Consider the following 14,241-nt stretch of genomic DNA (forward strand, 5'->3'; position numbering starts at 1 on the left):
CCGTGACCCCACCACCGTGCCCCTTCCCGCGGCGACCACACCGTGCCAAAACACTAAACAATCCACCCCGCGCCGGTTCACGCTCGCCGAAGGTGAAACTGTTGCGAGATTTTCGCGATTTTTTCGCAACGACTTCACACTCGGGGCGTACGGCGCGCAATCCCACCCAGATGCCAGCACCGCCGGCGGCAACACAGCAGCAGCGGATGCTCGCCCTCCGGCAAGATCTGCGCACGAGCGATACACCCGGCCGCCACCGCCGGGCGACTAGGGGATCAAGCCGAAGAGGAACTCGGCCGGCGCAAACACCAGCGCATCGGGAACGAGGATGAACGGGGCCCCGACTGCGCCGAGGATTTCTTGATAGTCGCCCTCGATCCCGGCGATCAATGCGTCGATGCCCTGCCCGAACTCCAGATAGCCGAAGTCGGTGAACGCAGTGCTCAGCGCGTCTCCGGTCGTGGTTACCACGCCGCTGAACGTGTTGGGAAGCAGGTCGATCAAGCCCGTGATGTCGGTGTTCTCCGCTTGCACGAAGTTGTCGAAATCGGTCTCGACGTACGCGAACGGGCCCGTGTCGCCGGGTGTGGAATCATCGGGAGCCGCACCGGCCGGCGCGGCCGCGGCCAGCTGGACTGCCGCAGCGACCAGCAGACCGAACAGAAGCTGGTGAACTGTTTTCTGCGGACGGATGGCTCCCCCAAGGTCTGTCGAAAAACGCCGTGGGCGCTAGGCGCCGGTAGGTAGGTTACCGGCACGCCGACGGCTGCGGCGACGCAGGCCGGCAACCGCCATGCCGGCGGTACCGCCGACCAGCATCGTCAGCCACAGCAGATGAGCGGTCAGCACGGCCGATCGGCGCCCCCCCGACCCCCGCGCCGCGGAAGAGCTCCCGCCGCCGACCCGGTACACGACCAAATCCGGCCCCCGATACACCACCGGGAGCCCACCCACGGTTTTTTCGGCGGCACCGGTCTCACCCGGGGTGCCGCGCTCGGTAACCAGCCACCGCACCCCGGCGCGGGCCAGTGCGTCAGGGTTGGTGCCGGTCAACAGCAACCGCTGGATGTCCCGCGCCCGGCCGCCCTCGCCGGGCACCGTCACCCCGTCGACCGTCAGGTCACCGGTGGTCAGCACGTCGGCACGCAGCCAGCGTGGCAGCGGATCGAGCACCGGCGCCCGCCCCGACCAGGAGAACATGCGCATCGTGTCGGCCGGCAACACCGCCACGGGCCCGGGATCGGCGTTGATGACCGCCGCGGCGGCCCGCCAGCCGACCGGATAGCGCACCGGCCTGAGCTTGCCCCCTACCCCCCAGGCCAGATCGGGCAACGTCAGCACCAGTGCGGCGCAGCACAGCAGCGCCGTCGCCGCCGCAGGAAGCCAGCGCCGCACTGTCAGCACTGCCCCGGCGCCCGCCAGGGCGTAGCCGGGCATCGCCAGCGCCACCCACTTCTGCCCGTCGCGCAGCAGGCCCAGACCCGGTGCCACCTCAACCCCTGCCTTGAGGACGGCCAGGCCCGGTCCGGTGGCCAGTGCGGCGGGCACCAGCACCGACGCTGCCGCCAGCACCAGCAGCGGCACCGCCGGTCGCCGGCGCAGCACGCTGGGCAGACCGACCGCCACCACACCGAGCAGCACCGCCGCCGAGAGCACCGCGAAAAGCGTGCTGCGCGAAGTGGGTACGGCTGCCCTGTTCCACATCCCGCCCAGGCTGGCCAGGCTGCCCAGCGTGCCCAGGCCCGGCTCGGCGCGGGCGGCGAACGCGGCAAGCCCAGACGCCTGAGCCCAGGTGTGGGTCACCGACGACGATGTCAACGCCGCGGCGGTCAGCCAGGGCAGCGCCGCCGCCACCGCGCAGCCCAGCGTCACGGCGGCGCACAGCGGGCGTGGCCGCCCATCGCCGGGTGCCGCCACGCACACCAATGCCACCGTCGCCGCCATGATCAGCCCGGTCGGCGTCAGACCGGCCAGCGCCATCCAGGCGGCCAACCCGAAATAGTGCGGCCCGGCCTGCCCGCCAGCGGATCGAAGGGTCAGCACTGTGTTCGCCACCCACGGCAGGCAGCCGTAGCCGACCAGCAGACTCCAATGCCCCTGCAGCAGCCGTTCGGCCACGTAGGGATTCCAGGTCGCCACGGTGATCGCGACGACCTGCCCGCTCGGCCCGGCCTCCGGTAACACCGTCGCAGCCAGGCGCGCGGCCCCCCAGCCCGCCAGCCACAGCCCGCTAACCAGCAGCACCTTCACCACGATGCCGCCGTCGAGGACCCGCGTGGCCAGCGCCACCGCGAAATCCTGCGGGGTGGCCCGCGGCGCCGATTCGGCTAACCCCAGCGCGGTGTCCGACAGATAGGACCGAGGGGTCGACACCGCATCGCGCACCAGCAGATAGCCCGGACCCAGCAGCGGCGCCACCACCAGGAGCGTCAACGCCAGGGCATATCCGGGACGGGAGCACCACCCAACCCGGTCGCGCAGCCCGGTCACCGCCGTCAGCGCGCCCCGGGGGGACCCGCGGTGGGCGGACCGCCGGAATCCGGCGGACCCGAGCCGGGTGGCGGGCCGGTTTGGCGGCGCAGATCCGCGGGCGGCGCGGGCAGCTTCTCGGTTTGGGCTTCTGCGCCCGGTGTCGTTTCGCGGGCTTGCTCGCCCAGGCGGAAGAAGCCGTGGCCGGCGGTGTCCAGGCCGGGATCCAGCAGCGCCGCCTCGGTCCGCAGGCTGAACGCCCCGAGCAGCACACCACCGATCAGGGCGATCAATCCGGCTGCGGTGAAGGTGATCGGCAGCACCCGCGACCACAACGCCAGGCGGTCTCGTTCGTTGCGGGCGGCGTTGACCTGAGACTCCACGGTGGCCTCGGTCGAGGTGATCTTGTAGTCGGCCACCGTCACCTCGGGTTTCAGCGCGTCGCGGGCCCAGTAGTGGTTGGCATGCTCGTCTTTTTTGACGATCGTGCCGGACACCGGGTCCACCCAGAAGGTCTTCTGGGCCGCGTAGTAGCGGGTCATGGTGATCTTCTCGTCCGGATCGTCGCCGGGTATCCCCCATCTCGCTGCGGTGGTGGTGGCCTTGCTGTCGTCGTCGTTGGCGTACAGCGAGGGGTAGGTCACCGGGTCGACCAGTTTGCCCTCGGTGTCGTAACCGACGTTTTGGGTGAACTTGTAGGTGGTGAGGCCGTTGACGTCTTCTTCGCCGATGTAGTTGGCGTCGAAGGCCTTCTGGGCGATCGGGTCGAAGTACGGATACGTGTGCTTTTCGGTGTGGAACGGAAACCGGTAGGACAGCCCCTCATGCGGGAGCGCGATGTTGGTCGGCGGGTTCTCGTCGCTGATGCTGCGCGGCTTCTGGACGGCGCCACCGGGATGGGTTTCGTCGGACACTGCCATCGCCGTTTTCCGGTTGAGCGTCACCGTGTCCACCATCGCGAGCAGCAGACCGGTTTCTTTCTGCATATCGGTGCGCCGAACCGTGGTCCCTACCTGCAGCGTGACCACGTCGGCGTTGGCGGGGCTCTCGACGTCGATTTGCTGCTGCGATACCAACGGGACGTTGGTGTCGACGACGAGGTGTTCACCGGAGAACGAGGCGGGGTCCAGCGCGGTTCCGCTGCCGTCGCTGACCAACGTGGTATCGAGGTCGAGCGGAATTTTGGTGATCCGGCTGGTGGTGTAGGTCCACAACAGTAGCGCGGCGACCAACAAGGCCGCTCCCAAACCCATGATCGCGCACGCGGCGATCCGCAACATGACAGCGCGGCTCACTGGAACCACCGCCGACGAACCCCGGCTCGCCGGGGCCGCAATCCCCGTATTCCAGGGCGGGGACTAGTCAAGTTGCCGTGACCTCCTACCTGTAGTTCAACACCGCCACACCAAGCCCGACCAGGGATCGAAGCCAAAACTCGTCTGACCCTAACAGCAAAATTTAAGGTCGCGGCCCGGGTGGGTCTGCCGAGCCGATCCGGCCTGCCCGATTGCGCCCGCGAGCGGTCGCGGCAGACTGGTCGTCATGGCGCACCCGAGGGCTGCCGCGCAGGTGGGTGGGACCCGGCGGTTCCTGCCCGCCGTGGAGGGCATGCGCGCTTGCGCGGCCATCGGTGTCGTCATCACCCACGTCGCGTTCCAGACCGGGCATTCCAGCGGGGTCGACGGACGCCTGTTCGGTCGCTTCGATCTGGCGGTTGCGGTGTTCTTCGCGCTGTCGGGCTACCTGCTGTGGCGCGGGCATGCCGCAGCGGCGCGCGAGCTGGGATCGATGCCGTCAACCGGCCGCTACCTGCGGTCGCGGCTGGTCCGCATCATGCCCGCGTACGTGGTGGCCGTTGTGGTGATCTTGTCGCTGCTGCCCGACGCCGGCCACCCGAGTCCGACCGTGTGGCTGGCAAACCTTTCGCTCACCCAGGTGTACGTGCCGTTGACGCTGACCGGCGGGCTCACCCAGATGTGGAGCCTGTCGGTGGAGGTCGCCTTCTATCTGGCGCTGCCGATCCTTGCGTTGCTGGCCGGCTGGGTACCGGTTCGGGCCCGGGTGCCGGTGATCGCCGCCACCGGGATCGCCAGCTGGTGGTGGGGCGTGATCCCGTTCGGCAGCGCGCCCGGGCTCAACCCGCTGACCTGGCCGCCGGCGTTCTTCTCCTGGTTCGCCGCCGGCATGCTGCTGGCGGAGTGGGCATACAGCCCGCTGGGGTTGCCGCACCGGCTGGCGCGGCGCCGGGTGCTGATGGCCGTCGTCGCGGTCGCGGCCTATCTGGTGGCGGCCAGCCCGCCGGCCGGACCTGCCGGGCTGATTCCGAGCACGCCCGCGCAGTTCGCGGTGAAGACCGCGATGGGCTCGGTGGTGGCGTTGGCCTTGGTGGCTCCGCTGGTGCTGGACCGCCCCGACACGCCGCACCGGTTTTTGGGCAGCCCGCCGATGGTGACGCTGGGCCGCTGGTCCTACGGCATATTCATCTGGCATCTGGCGGCGCTGAGCATGGTGTTTCCGGTGCTCGGCGTGTTCTCGTTCCAGGGTCACCTGCTCGAGGTCTTGGCGCTGACGCTGTTCTTCGCCGTCGCGATCGCGGCGGTGAGCTACGCGCTGGTCGAGTCGCCATGCCGGGAAGCATTGCGGCGCTGGGAAAACCGCGACAAACGCCAGGTGGTGAGCGGTCGTGCGCTCAGCCTGCCGCAAGAAGACGCCATAGCGCCATGACCCGCGCGAGCGACGATGCAGAGCGTAGCGATGAGGAAGAGCCGCGCCATGACCTCGGCGCGCACCGCCGAGCGGCGGGCTTTGCCGGCGTCGTCGCGCAACGGGGTGTCGACGAACTCGACGGTGCGGGGCACCTTGTATCCGGCGATCCGGTCCCGCAGGAACGCTTGCACCGCGTGCTCGTCCAGCGCCGTGGCGGCCTGCACCAGGGCATACGGCACCTGCCCCAGGTCTTCGTCGGGCACCCCGACGACCAGACACGACAACACGTCAGGGTGCGCCGAGAGCGCGTTTTCGATCTCGGCGGGGTACACGTTGCGCCCGCCGACGGTGAACATGTCGACACGGCGATCCGAGAGGTACAGGAAGCCGTCGGAGTCGAAGTAGCCGAGGTCGCCCAGGGAGTCCCAACCGTCGCGGGACTTCGCGCTGGCCCCGATGTAGCGGTAGGTCGGTGGGGCACCCGGGCCGGGCCGCAGGTAGATTTCGCCGACCACGCCGGGGGGGCAGGGGTTGCCGTCGTCGTCGAGCACCCTCATCTCCCCGGCCACCACGGTGCCGACCGAACCCCGATGGGCCAGCCATTGGTCGCCGGAGATGACCGTCAGCGCCTGCAGTTCGGTGCCGCCGTAGAGCTCCCACACCTTTTCCGGCCCCAGCAGGTCGATCCAGGCCTGCTTCACCGCTGGCGGGCACGGCGCCCCCAGGTGCCAGAATCGCCGGATCGACGACAGGTCATAGGCGTCCGGGTTGGCACGGTAGACCGGCAGCAGCCGCTGCATGATGGTCGGAACGGTGGTCAGGAAGGTAACCCGGTGGTCGGTGACCAGCCGGAGAAACTCGTGCGGCTCGAATCGGCTCATCAGCACCAGGTGTTGGCCCAACAGCAAGGCGATCACCGCGGTGGTGATACCGGTGTTGTGGCTCAGCGGCACCGGGACCAGCGTGGTGTCACCGTCCTGCACGCCCAACGAGTAGCCGAGCGCCGGCGATATCCGGCTGTCTCCGCCGGCTTCGATGAGCTTGGGGCGCCCGGTGCTGCCCCCGGAGGCCATCGACTTCCAGCACGGCGACACCGCTTCGGGGAGCGGCGCATCCGACGTGCCCGGATCCGGCGTGAAACCAGCCGGCACACTGGGGATTTGGTGGTGCGGATCGTCGCGCCCCACCAGCAATGCCCGGGGCCGCAGCGCGAGGAGGCCCTCGAACTCTGCGGCAGGTAACCGCGGGGACAGCGGCTGCGGCACCGCACCGAGCTTCCAGCACGCCAGCGCGGCCTGCACCCACTCGATCGAGTTCGGCAGCACGATCGTCACGTAGTCACCGACACCGACGCCGCGTTGCGCGTAGGCGCGGGCCAGCCGGTTGGTCGAGCTGTCGAGTTCTGCGCGGGTGATGGTGCGTCCGTCGCAGGTGATCGCCGATTGGTCGGGCGAGAGCCGGGCGAGCCGGGAAATCTGCGTGCCGATCGGTGGAGACGGCTCGGTCACTGGTAGCCGCCCTGACGCTCGAAGATGCGGCGCGGGTTGTCCACGAGCATGGCGTGCAACTGCTCGTCGGTCACACCGCGCTGCTTGAGCGCCGGGATCACGTCGTTGTGGATGTGCAGGTAGTGCCAATTGGGCGCGGCCACCGGCATCATTTCCGCGGGCAGCGCGTCGAAGTAACAGTTGGCGTCGTGGGAGAGCACCATCTTGTCGGCGTGCCCGCGCTCGCACATCTGCGCCACGATGTTCACCCGGTCCTCGAACGGCAGAATCACGTCGATGCCGAAACGGTCCATCCCGAGGTAGGAGCCGGCGGCGATCAGCTCTTCGAGATAGCCGACGTCGGTGCTGTCGCCGCAATGCCCGATCACCACCCGGCTCAAGTCCACACCCTCCTCGGCGAAGATGCGCTGCTGTTCGAGGCCCCGCCGCAGACCCGCGTGGGTGTGGGTGGAGATCGGCACCCCGGTGCGCTTGTGTGCCTGGGCGACCGCGCGCAGCACCCGCTCGACACCCGGCGTGATCCCCGGCTCGTCGGTGGCGCACTTGAGGATCGCGGCCTTGATCCCGGTGTCGGCGATGCCCTCCTCGATGTCGCGGACGAACATGTCGGTCATGATCTCCGGGCCGTCGAGCATGGTGCCCGGTCCCTGATAGTGGAAGCGAAACGGCACGTCGTTGTAGGTGTAGATCCCGGTGGCGACGACGATGTTGAGGTCGGTTTGGGCCGCGACGCGCGCGATACGGGGAATGTAACGGCCCAAACCGATCACGGTGAGATCGACGATGGTGTCGACGCCGCGCGATTTGAGCTCGTTCAGCCGGTTGACAGCGTCGGCCACCCGCTGCTCCTCGTCGCCCCACTCCTCCGGATAGTTCTGGGCGATCTCGGTGGTCATGATGAACACGTGCTCGTGCATGAGGGTCACACCGAGGTCGGCGGTGTCGATCGGTCCGCGTGCGGTATTCAGGTGCGGCATGGGCTGATGGTAACGCCCACCCTCAACCGGCAGTCCCTTGAGTAGTGACCTGACTCACAGTAGAATGACCAGTGGTCATTTCGGATGCGGAGGACTTTCGGATGCGGAGGACTTAAGTGCCGACGGTGACATGGGCGCGGGTGGACCCGGCGCGGCGCGCCGCGGTCGTGGAAGCCGCCGAGGCAGAATTCGGCGCGCACGGTTTTTCCCGCGGCAGCCTCAACGTCATCGCCCGCCGCGCCGGGGTGGCCAAGGGCAGCCTGTTCCAGTACTTCGCCGACAAGCGCGATCTCTACTCCTACATCGCCGACGTGGCCAGCCAGCGGGTGCGGTCCTACATGGAGGACCGCATCCGCGTGCGTGACCCGAGCCGACCGTTCTTCGAGTTCCTGACCGACCTGCTCGACGACTGGGTCGCCTACTTCGCCGAGCATCCGCGGGAACGGTCACTGCATGCCGCGGTGAGCATGGAGGTCGACACGGAGGCCCGCGTCAGCGTGCGCAGCGTGATTGACCGCCACTACCTGGAGGTGTTGCGGCCGCTGGTGCGCGAGGCGCACACCCGCGGGGACCTGCGCGCCGATTGCGACACCGACGCGCTGTTGTCGCTGCTGCTGCTGATCTTTCCGCACCTGGCGCTCGCGCCGTACGTGCGCGGGATGGACCCGGTCCTCGGACTCGACGAGCCGACACCCGAGCAGCCGGCGCTGGCGGTGCGCCGGCTGGTCGCCGTGCTAGCGACGGCATTCACCGCACTGCCGCAAACCCACTGCAATCTCACGGAGGTCACATGACGCGCACACGCTACGGCTCGCTGGGTGCGGGCGGCCTGAACTGGGACAGCCTGCCGCTGCGACTGTTCGTCGGCGGCAACGCCAAGTTCTGGGATCCCGCCGACATCGACTTTTCCCGCGACCGCGCGGACTGGGAGGCGCTCACCGACCGGGAACGCGACTACGCCACGCGGCTGTGCGCGGAGTTCATCGCCGGCGAGGAGGCGGTCACCAAGGACATCCAGCCGTTCATGGCCGCGATGCGTGCCGAGGGCCGGCTCGGCGACGAGATGTATCTGACCCAGTTCGCCTTCGAGGAAGCCAAACACACCCAGGTCTTCCGCTTGTGGCTGGACGCCGTCGGGATGACCGACGACTTGCACGGCCACCTCGACGACCTGCCGGCGTACCGGCAGATGTTCAACGACGAGCTGCCGGACTCGCTGAGCGCGCTGGCCGCCGATCCGTCGCCGCCCGCGCAGATCCGCGCGTCGGTGGTCTACAACCACGTCGTCGAGGGCATGTTGGCGCTGACCGGCTACCACGCCTGGCGCAAGATCTGCGTGGAGCGCGGCATCCTGCCCGGCATGCAGCAACTGGTCCGCCACATCGGTGACGACGAACGGCGCCATATGGCGTGGGGAACGTTCACCTGCCGTCGCCACGTCGCCGCCGACGACGCCAACTGGGCGGTCTTCGAAAGCCGGATGAACGAGCTCATCCCGCTCGCACTCAAAGTCACCGAAGAGGGCTTTGCCCTGTACGGCGACGACATCCCGTTCGGCCTGTCGAGCGACGAGTTCATGGCCTACGCCAGCGACAAAGGAATGCGCCGGTTCGGGACGATCAGCAGCGCGCGCGGGCGGCCGGTCGGTGAGATCGACCTCGACTACTCACCGCTGCAACTGGAGGACGAGTTCGCCGACGAGGACGCACGGGCTCTGGCGTCGCGCTAGCCGACCCAGACCGTTTTGGCGTTGCAGAACGCGCGGATGCCGTGCGCGGCGAGTTCGCGCCCGTAGCCGGAGCGTTTGATGCCGCCGAACGGCAGTTCGGGGTAGGACACTGTCATCCCGTTGATGAAAACCTGCCCGGCTTCGATGTCGTCGATGAAACGCTGCTGTTCGGCCGGATCGCGGGTCCAGGCGTTGGATCCCAGTCCGAACGTGGTGGCGTTGGCCAGCTCGATCGCCTCGTCGATGGTGTCGACCCGGTACACCGAGGCGACCGGCCCGAATACCTCCTGGTAGAACAGCGGCATCTCCGGGGTGATGTCGGTGATCACCGTCGGCGGATAAAACCAGCCGGGCCCGTCCAGGCGCTTTCCGCCGCACCGGATCACCGCTCCCGCGGCAGCGGCCTCGTCGACCAGTTTCTCGACGTCGGCGCGGCCGGACTCGGTGGCCAGCGGGCCCACGTCGGTGTCCGGGTCCGTCGGGTCGCCGACCCGTAGCGCGGTCATCTTTTCGACGAACTTCTCGACGAACGCGTCGTAGACGCCGCTGTGCACGATGAAGCGTTTCGCCGCGATGCAGGACTGGCCGTTGTTTTGTACCCGGGCGGTGACCGCGGTATCGACCGCCGCGTCCAGATCCGCCGACGGCATCACGATGAACGGGTCGCTGCCGCCGAGTTCGAGCACGGTGGGCTTGATCTCGTCGCCGGCGATCGCGGCGACCGACCGTCCGGCCGGTTCGCTGCCGGTCAGGGTGGCCGCGGCGACCCGCGGATCGCGCAGGATGGCCTCGACGGCGCCGGATCCGACCAGCAACGTCTGAAAGCAGCCGTCCGGGAAGCCGCCGCGGGCGATCACGTCGGCGAGGTAGAGCGCGGTCTGCGGCACATTGGAGGCGTGCTTGAGGATCCCGACGTTGCCGGCCATCAGTGCCGGCGCGGCGAACCGGACGGCCTGCCAGAGCGGAAAGTTCCAGGGCATCACGGCCAGCACCACGCCCAGCGGCTGATACCGGGTGTAGGCCCTGGCCGCGCCCACCGCCGAGGGCTCGGCCGGCTCGTCGGCCAGTAGCTGCTCGGCGTGGTCGGCGTAGTACCGAAAACCTTTAGCGGACTTCACCACCTCAGCTTTGGCTGCTTTCAGTGTCTTGCCCATTTCGCCCGTCATCATCGCCGCGACCTCGTCGGCTTCGGTCTCCAGCAGGTCGGCGACCGCCCGCGCCCACTCGCCACGCTGTAGGTAGCTGGTGCGGCGGTAGTCCCGGAAGCGGTCGTGGGCCCGGGCGATCGTGGCGTCGATCTCCTCGGCGGTGGCGGGGGTGAAGGTTTTGACCGTCTCTCCGGTGGCGGGGTTGATGGTGGCGATGGACACGCTGACCTCCTTCGGTGGGCGGACTCCGCATCCCAGCCTGCCACTATCGTGGCGACTGTGAGCACAGCGGCCGAGTTGATCGTCCAATGCCTGGAGAACGAGGGGGTGTCCGTCGTCTTCGGGCTGCCCGGCGAGGAGAACATCCGTCTCATGCAGGCCCTGGCCGCCTCCAACATCCGTTATGTGCTCACCCGCCACGAGCAGGCCGCGGCGTTCATGGCCGAGATGTACGGCCGGGTCACCGGGCGTGCGTCGGTCGTGTCGGCGACGCTGGGCCCGGGCGCGATCAACATGCAGCTCGGCGTCGCCGACGCCACCACCAACAGCACCCCGCTGGTGGCGATCTCCGCCCAGGTCGGCCAGGACCGCCAGTACAAGGAGTCACACCAATCCGTCGACCTGGTGGCCCTGTTCACCCCGATCACCCGCTGGGCCGACGGTGTGCCCACCGCACGGGCTATCCCGGAGATGGTGCGCAAAGCGTTCAAACTCGCCGAGACCGAACGCCCCGCCGCGGTCTATTTGGCGATCCCCGAGCATCTGGACGCCGACACCACCGACTATTCCGGTGTGGCGCCGTTGCCGCGCAACGTGGTCCGCGCCGAGGCCCCCGCCGCGGGCCAAGTTGCGCGGGCCGCGGCGATCCTGCGGGCCGCACGACGGCCGGTCGTGCTGGCCGGCCACGGCGCGGCCCGCAACGACGCCGGTGCCGCGTTGGTCCGGTTCGCCGAGGCGCTGGGCACCCCGGTCGCCAACACCTTCCACGGCAAAGGCGTCGTCCCCGACGACCACCCGGCCAGCATGGGCACGATCGGCTTCATGCGTCGCGACTACGTGAACTTCGGTTTCGACGCCGCCGACGTCGTGGTCGCCGTCGGGTACGAACTGCAGGAGTTCGACCCGGTTCAGATCAACCCCAGAGCGGACAAGAAGATCATCCACATCCACCGCTTCCCCGCCGAGGTCGACGCGCACTACTCGGTGGACGTGGGCATCGAAGGCGACATCAGCGCCGCCCTGGACGCGCTGGCCGACGCGCTGGCCGGGCATCGCTTCGACGGCCAGACCGTGCCCGGGCGTCCATTGCTGAATGAAGAACTCGCTCGCGGACAACAGGATTCACGGTTTCCGATGGCTCCGGCGCGGGTGGTCGCCGACACTCGCGCCGCGATGGGTCGCAACGACGTGGTGCTGGTCGACACCGGGGCGGCCAAGATGTGGATGGCGCGGCTGTACCCGGCCTATGAACGCAACACCTGTCTGTTCTCCAACGGCTTGTCGACCATGGCGTTCGCGTTGCCCGGGGCGCTGGGGGTCAAGCTGGCCCGGCCGGAGGCGAAGGTGCTGGCCGTCGTCGGGGACGGCGCGTTTCTGATGAACTCCCAGGAAATCGAAACCGCTGTGCGCGAGCAGATCCCGCTGGTGGTGCTGATCTGGGAGGACGGCGGCTACGGGCTCATCGAGTGGAAAATGGATCTCGAACTCGGCGACCACTACTACGTGCGGTTCACCAATCCTGACGTGGTGAGTTACGCGGCGAGCTTCGGAGCCACGGGGTATCGCATCGGTAGCGCCGACGAACTGCTGCCGACTCTGCGGGCCGCCCTGGACGACGACGGGGTCTCGCTGATCTCCTGCCCGGTGGACTACGCGGAGAACCTGCGGCTGACCGAGCGGCTCGGTCAGCTCGACGACACGTGGTAGCCGGAACACCCGGGCGGTATCCACAGTTCGTGTTTTATCCACAGCTGGCTGAGCCAGCGCACGCGCCGGGGCGGTGGTGTCAGACCGGTGTCGGACCCCGCCGACATGATCGAAGGCATGTTGGTATCCCGTGATGCCTCGTCCACCGCCTCGTCCACCGGGGCGGCAGTGGTGGACCGTATCTGCGCGGCGGCGCGGGCCGAGAACCGGGCGGCGGGCGAGCGGCTGGTGGCCATCGGTGAGCTTCATGTGCTGCGGGCGCGTGAAACCGGGGGCTGTGTGGACTGGGCGACCGACACCTGGGACGCGGTCGCCGCGGAGGTGGCCGCGGCGTTGCGGATCCACCCCGCGCTGGCGTCGAGCTACGTGGGCTATGCCCAGATCATGCGTCAGCAGCTCCCGCAGGTCGGTGCCGCGCTGGTGGCCGGCGACATCAGTTATTCGGTGTTTCAGACCATCGTCTACCGCACCGGGCTGATCAGCGACCCCGAGGTGATGACCGCGGTCGACGCCGAGCTCGCCGCCCGCCTGCGGTGCTGGCCGTCGATGACCCGCAGCCGGCTGGCGGCCCTGATCGATAAGGTAGTGGGCCGCGTCGATCCCGACGCGGTGCGACGGCGCCGCGAACAGCAGGCGGATCGGGAATTGTCGATCTTCGACAGCGGCAACGGACTCACGGAGGTGTTCGGCCGGCTGCTGACCACCGACGCACATGCGGTCGATGCGCGGTTAGACGCCTTGGCCGACACCGTTTGTGCGGATGACCCGCGTACCCGCAAGCAGCGCCGTGCCGACGCCATGGGTGCGTTGGCCGCCGGAGCCCCGCGGTTGGCGTGCCGCTGCGAGCGCAGCGACTGCCCCGCCGGCACCGCCCCGGCGCCCGGTGCGGTCCTGGTGCACGTGGTCGCGACCCGGGACAGCCTCGACGGCAAGGACCTGACGCCCGGGGCGCTGATCGGCACCGAGGGACTCATTCCCGCAGAACTGCTGACCGACCTGGCCCGTACCGCACGCTGCCAACCACTGATCCATCCCGCCGACGCGCCGCCGGAGCCGGGTTATTCGCCCTCCCGCGCGCTGGCCGATTTCGTTCGCTGCCGAGACATGACCTGCCGGTTCCCCGGCTGCGACCGGCCTGCCACCGGCTGCGACCTCGACCACACCATCCGTTGCAAGTGAGTGATCTCTAGTGATCACGCGGCTTGCACCCCATCTCGGGGTTGTTCGGCAGCCTTGCGGCTGTGTCCCTTCCGCGCTTCACAGCCACCCGCCGGGCGAGGCCCGGTCTTACGGTCGGCTCCACGCTTGACGGCGGCCCCAACTGGGCCGACGACGCTAATGGTTTCCTCGTAGCGCGCGAGGTTGATCGCGGCGTTGTCGTCACGCTGGTGCGACGCCAAGCAAGCGTCGCATAGCCAATGTTCGTCCCAGCCGATGTCCTGCACATTCCCGCAGGAGTGGCAGGTTTTGCTCGAACCGAACCAGCGATCGGCGACCACCAACTGCGATCCGTACCAGCCCGTCTTATAGGACAGGTGCCGGCGCGGGGTGCCCAGGGCCGCATCGGACAGGCCGCGCCGGCGGGCGCGCGCCCCCGGCAGGCCCTTTTGCCGCAGCATTCGCGCCGCGTCCAAACCTTCGACAACGATGCGGCCGTGGGTTTTAGCCAAACGCGTTGTCAGGACATGCAGGTGATGGGTGCGGACTTCGTTGACCCGTCGATGCAGCCGGGACAGTTCTGTGGTGCGCTAATGAGAACTAGCGGGTCAGTCATCGGG

10 protein-coding genes and 2 pseudogenes are annotated in these 14,241 nt (G+C 68.6%); 5 read left to right on the forward strand and 7 right to left on the reverse strand.

Annotation, left to right across the window (positions count from 1 at the left end; genetic code table 11):
• Nucleotides 1–267 precede the first annotated feature (267 nt).
• From F6Q13_RS12580 to F6Q13_RS12590, 3 genes are all read right to left on the reverse strand, one after another.
• On the reverse strand, nt 268–534 hold the full coding sequence (locus F6Q13_RS12580; RefSeq protein WP_293056823.1) for a hypothetical protein: 267 nt from the start codon (nt 532–534) through the stop codon (nt 268–270).
• Between the two features lie 195 nt (nt 535–729).
• The gene (locus F6Q13_RS12585) at nt 730–2,490 is read right to left on the reverse strand and encodes a hypothetical protein (protein ID WP_293056825.1); all 1,761 of its coding nucleotides are present in this window, start codon (nt 2,488–2,490) and stop codon (nt 730–732) included.
• 5 nt (nt 2,491–2,495) lie between these two features.
• Nucleotides 2,496–3,764 carry a DUF3068 domain-containing protein gene (locus F6Q13_RS12590; RefSeq protein WP_293056828.1) on the reverse strand — a complete coding sequence of 423 codons (1,269 nt, stop codon included), beginning with the start codon at nt 3,762–3,764 and terminating at the stop codon, nt 2,496–2,498.
• A gap of 247 nt (nt 3,765–4,011) precedes the next feature.
• On the opposite strand from F6Q13_RS12590, the gene F6Q13_RS12595 reads away from it, so the two are divergent.
• A complete protein-coding gene (locus tag F6Q13_RS12595) occupies nt 4,012–5,193 on the forward strand; it encodes an acyltransferase (RefSeq protein WP_293056830.1) in 1,182 nt (393 codons plus the stop codon).
• A gap of 38 nt (nt 5,194–5,231) precedes the next feature.
• Here the strand turns inward: F6Q13_RS12595 and F6Q13_RS12600 are convergent.
• Nucleotides 5,232–6,683 (reverse strand): annotated as a pseudogene (locus F6Q13_RS12600) (AMP-binding protein); the annotation flags it as partial.
• A complete protein-coding gene (locus F6Q13_RS12605; RefSeq protein WP_293056832.1) occupies nt 6,680–7,660 on the reverse strand; it encodes a phosphotriesterase-related protein in 981 nt (326 codons plus the stop codon). The gene F6Q13_RS12605 and the pseudogene F6Q13_RS12600, both read right to left, overlap by 4 nt.
• A gap of 116 nt (nt 7,661–7,776) precedes the next feature.
• On the opposite strand from F6Q13_RS12605, the gene F6Q13_RS12610 reads away from it, so the two are divergent.
• Both F6Q13_RS12610 and F6Q13_RS12615 read left to right on the forward strand, forming a co-directional pair.
• A complete protein-coding gene (locus tag F6Q13_RS12610) occupies nt 7,777–8,454 on the forward strand; it encodes a TetR/AcrR family transcriptional regulator (RefSeq protein WP_293056834.1) in 678 nt (225 codons plus the stop codon).
• The gene (locus tag F6Q13_RS12615; protein WP_293056836.1) at nt 8,451–9,389 is read left to right on the forward strand and encodes a R2-like ligand-binding oxidase; all 939 of its coding nucleotides are present in this window, start codon (nt 8,451–8,453) and stop codon (nt 9,387–9,389) included. Before F6Q13_RS12610 ends, F6Q13_RS12615 begins: the two co-directional genes overlap by 4 nt.
• On the opposite strand, the gene F6Q13_RS12620 is transcribed toward F6Q13_RS12615, so the two are convergent.
• The gene (locus tag F6Q13_RS12620; protein WP_293056837.1) at nt 9,386–10,759 is read right to left on the reverse strand and encodes an NADP-dependent succinic semialdehyde dehydrogenase; all 1,374 of its coding nucleotides are present in this window, start codon (nt 10,757–10,759) and stop codon (nt 9,386–9,388) included. The two genes, F6Q13_RS12615 and F6Q13_RS12620, sit on opposite strands and share 4 nt — an antisense overlap.
• A 57-nt stretch (nt 10,760–10,816) precedes the next feature.
• Here F6Q13_RS12620 and F6Q13_RS12625 point away from each other — a divergent pair, with 57 nt between their 5' ends.
• Nucleotides 10,817–12,463, forward strand: a complete 1,647-nt coding sequence (locus F6Q13_RS12625) for an acetolactate synthase large subunit (protein ID WP_293056838.1) — start codon at nt 10,817–10,819, stop codon at nt 12,461–12,463.
• A gap of 87 nt (nt 12,464–12,550) precedes the next feature.
• Nucleotides 12,551–13,642 (forward strand): 13E12 repeat family protein, encoded by a 1,092-nt coding sequence (locus tag F6Q13_RS12630; protein WP_293056840.1) that lies wholly within the window; start codon nt 12,551–12,553, stop codon nt 13,640–13,642.
• A 14-nt stretch (nt 13,643–13,656) separates the two neighbouring features.
• On the opposite strand, the pseudogene F6Q13_RS12635 reads toward F6Q13_RS12630, so the two are convergent.
• Nucleotides 13,657–14,211, reverse strand: a pseudogene (locus F6Q13_RS12635) (RNA-guided endonuclease TnpB family protein); the annotation flags it as partial.
• Nucleotides 14,212–14,241: the final 30 nt, after the last annotated feature.

It is taken from the genome of Mycobacterium sp. (assembly GCF_008709575.1).
Classification (GTDB): Bacteria; Actinomycetota; Actinomycetes; order Mycobacteriales; family Mycobacteriaceae; genus Mycobacterium.

Excerpts from the sequence above, each read along its gene's own strand:
- F6Q13_RS12595 (WP_293056830.1), top strand. The coding sequence starts at position 4,012 with ATGGCGCACCCGAGGGCTGCCGCGCAGGTGGGTGGGACCCGGCGGTTC.
- F6Q13_RS12605 (WP_293056832.1), bottom strand. The coding sequence starts at position 7,660 with ATGCCGCACCTGAATACCGCACGCGGACCGATCGACACCGCCGACCTC.
- F6Q13_RS12615 (WP_293056836.1), top strand. The coding sequence starts at position 8,451 with ATGACGCGCACACGCTACGGCTCGCTGGGTGCGGGCGGCCTGAACTGG.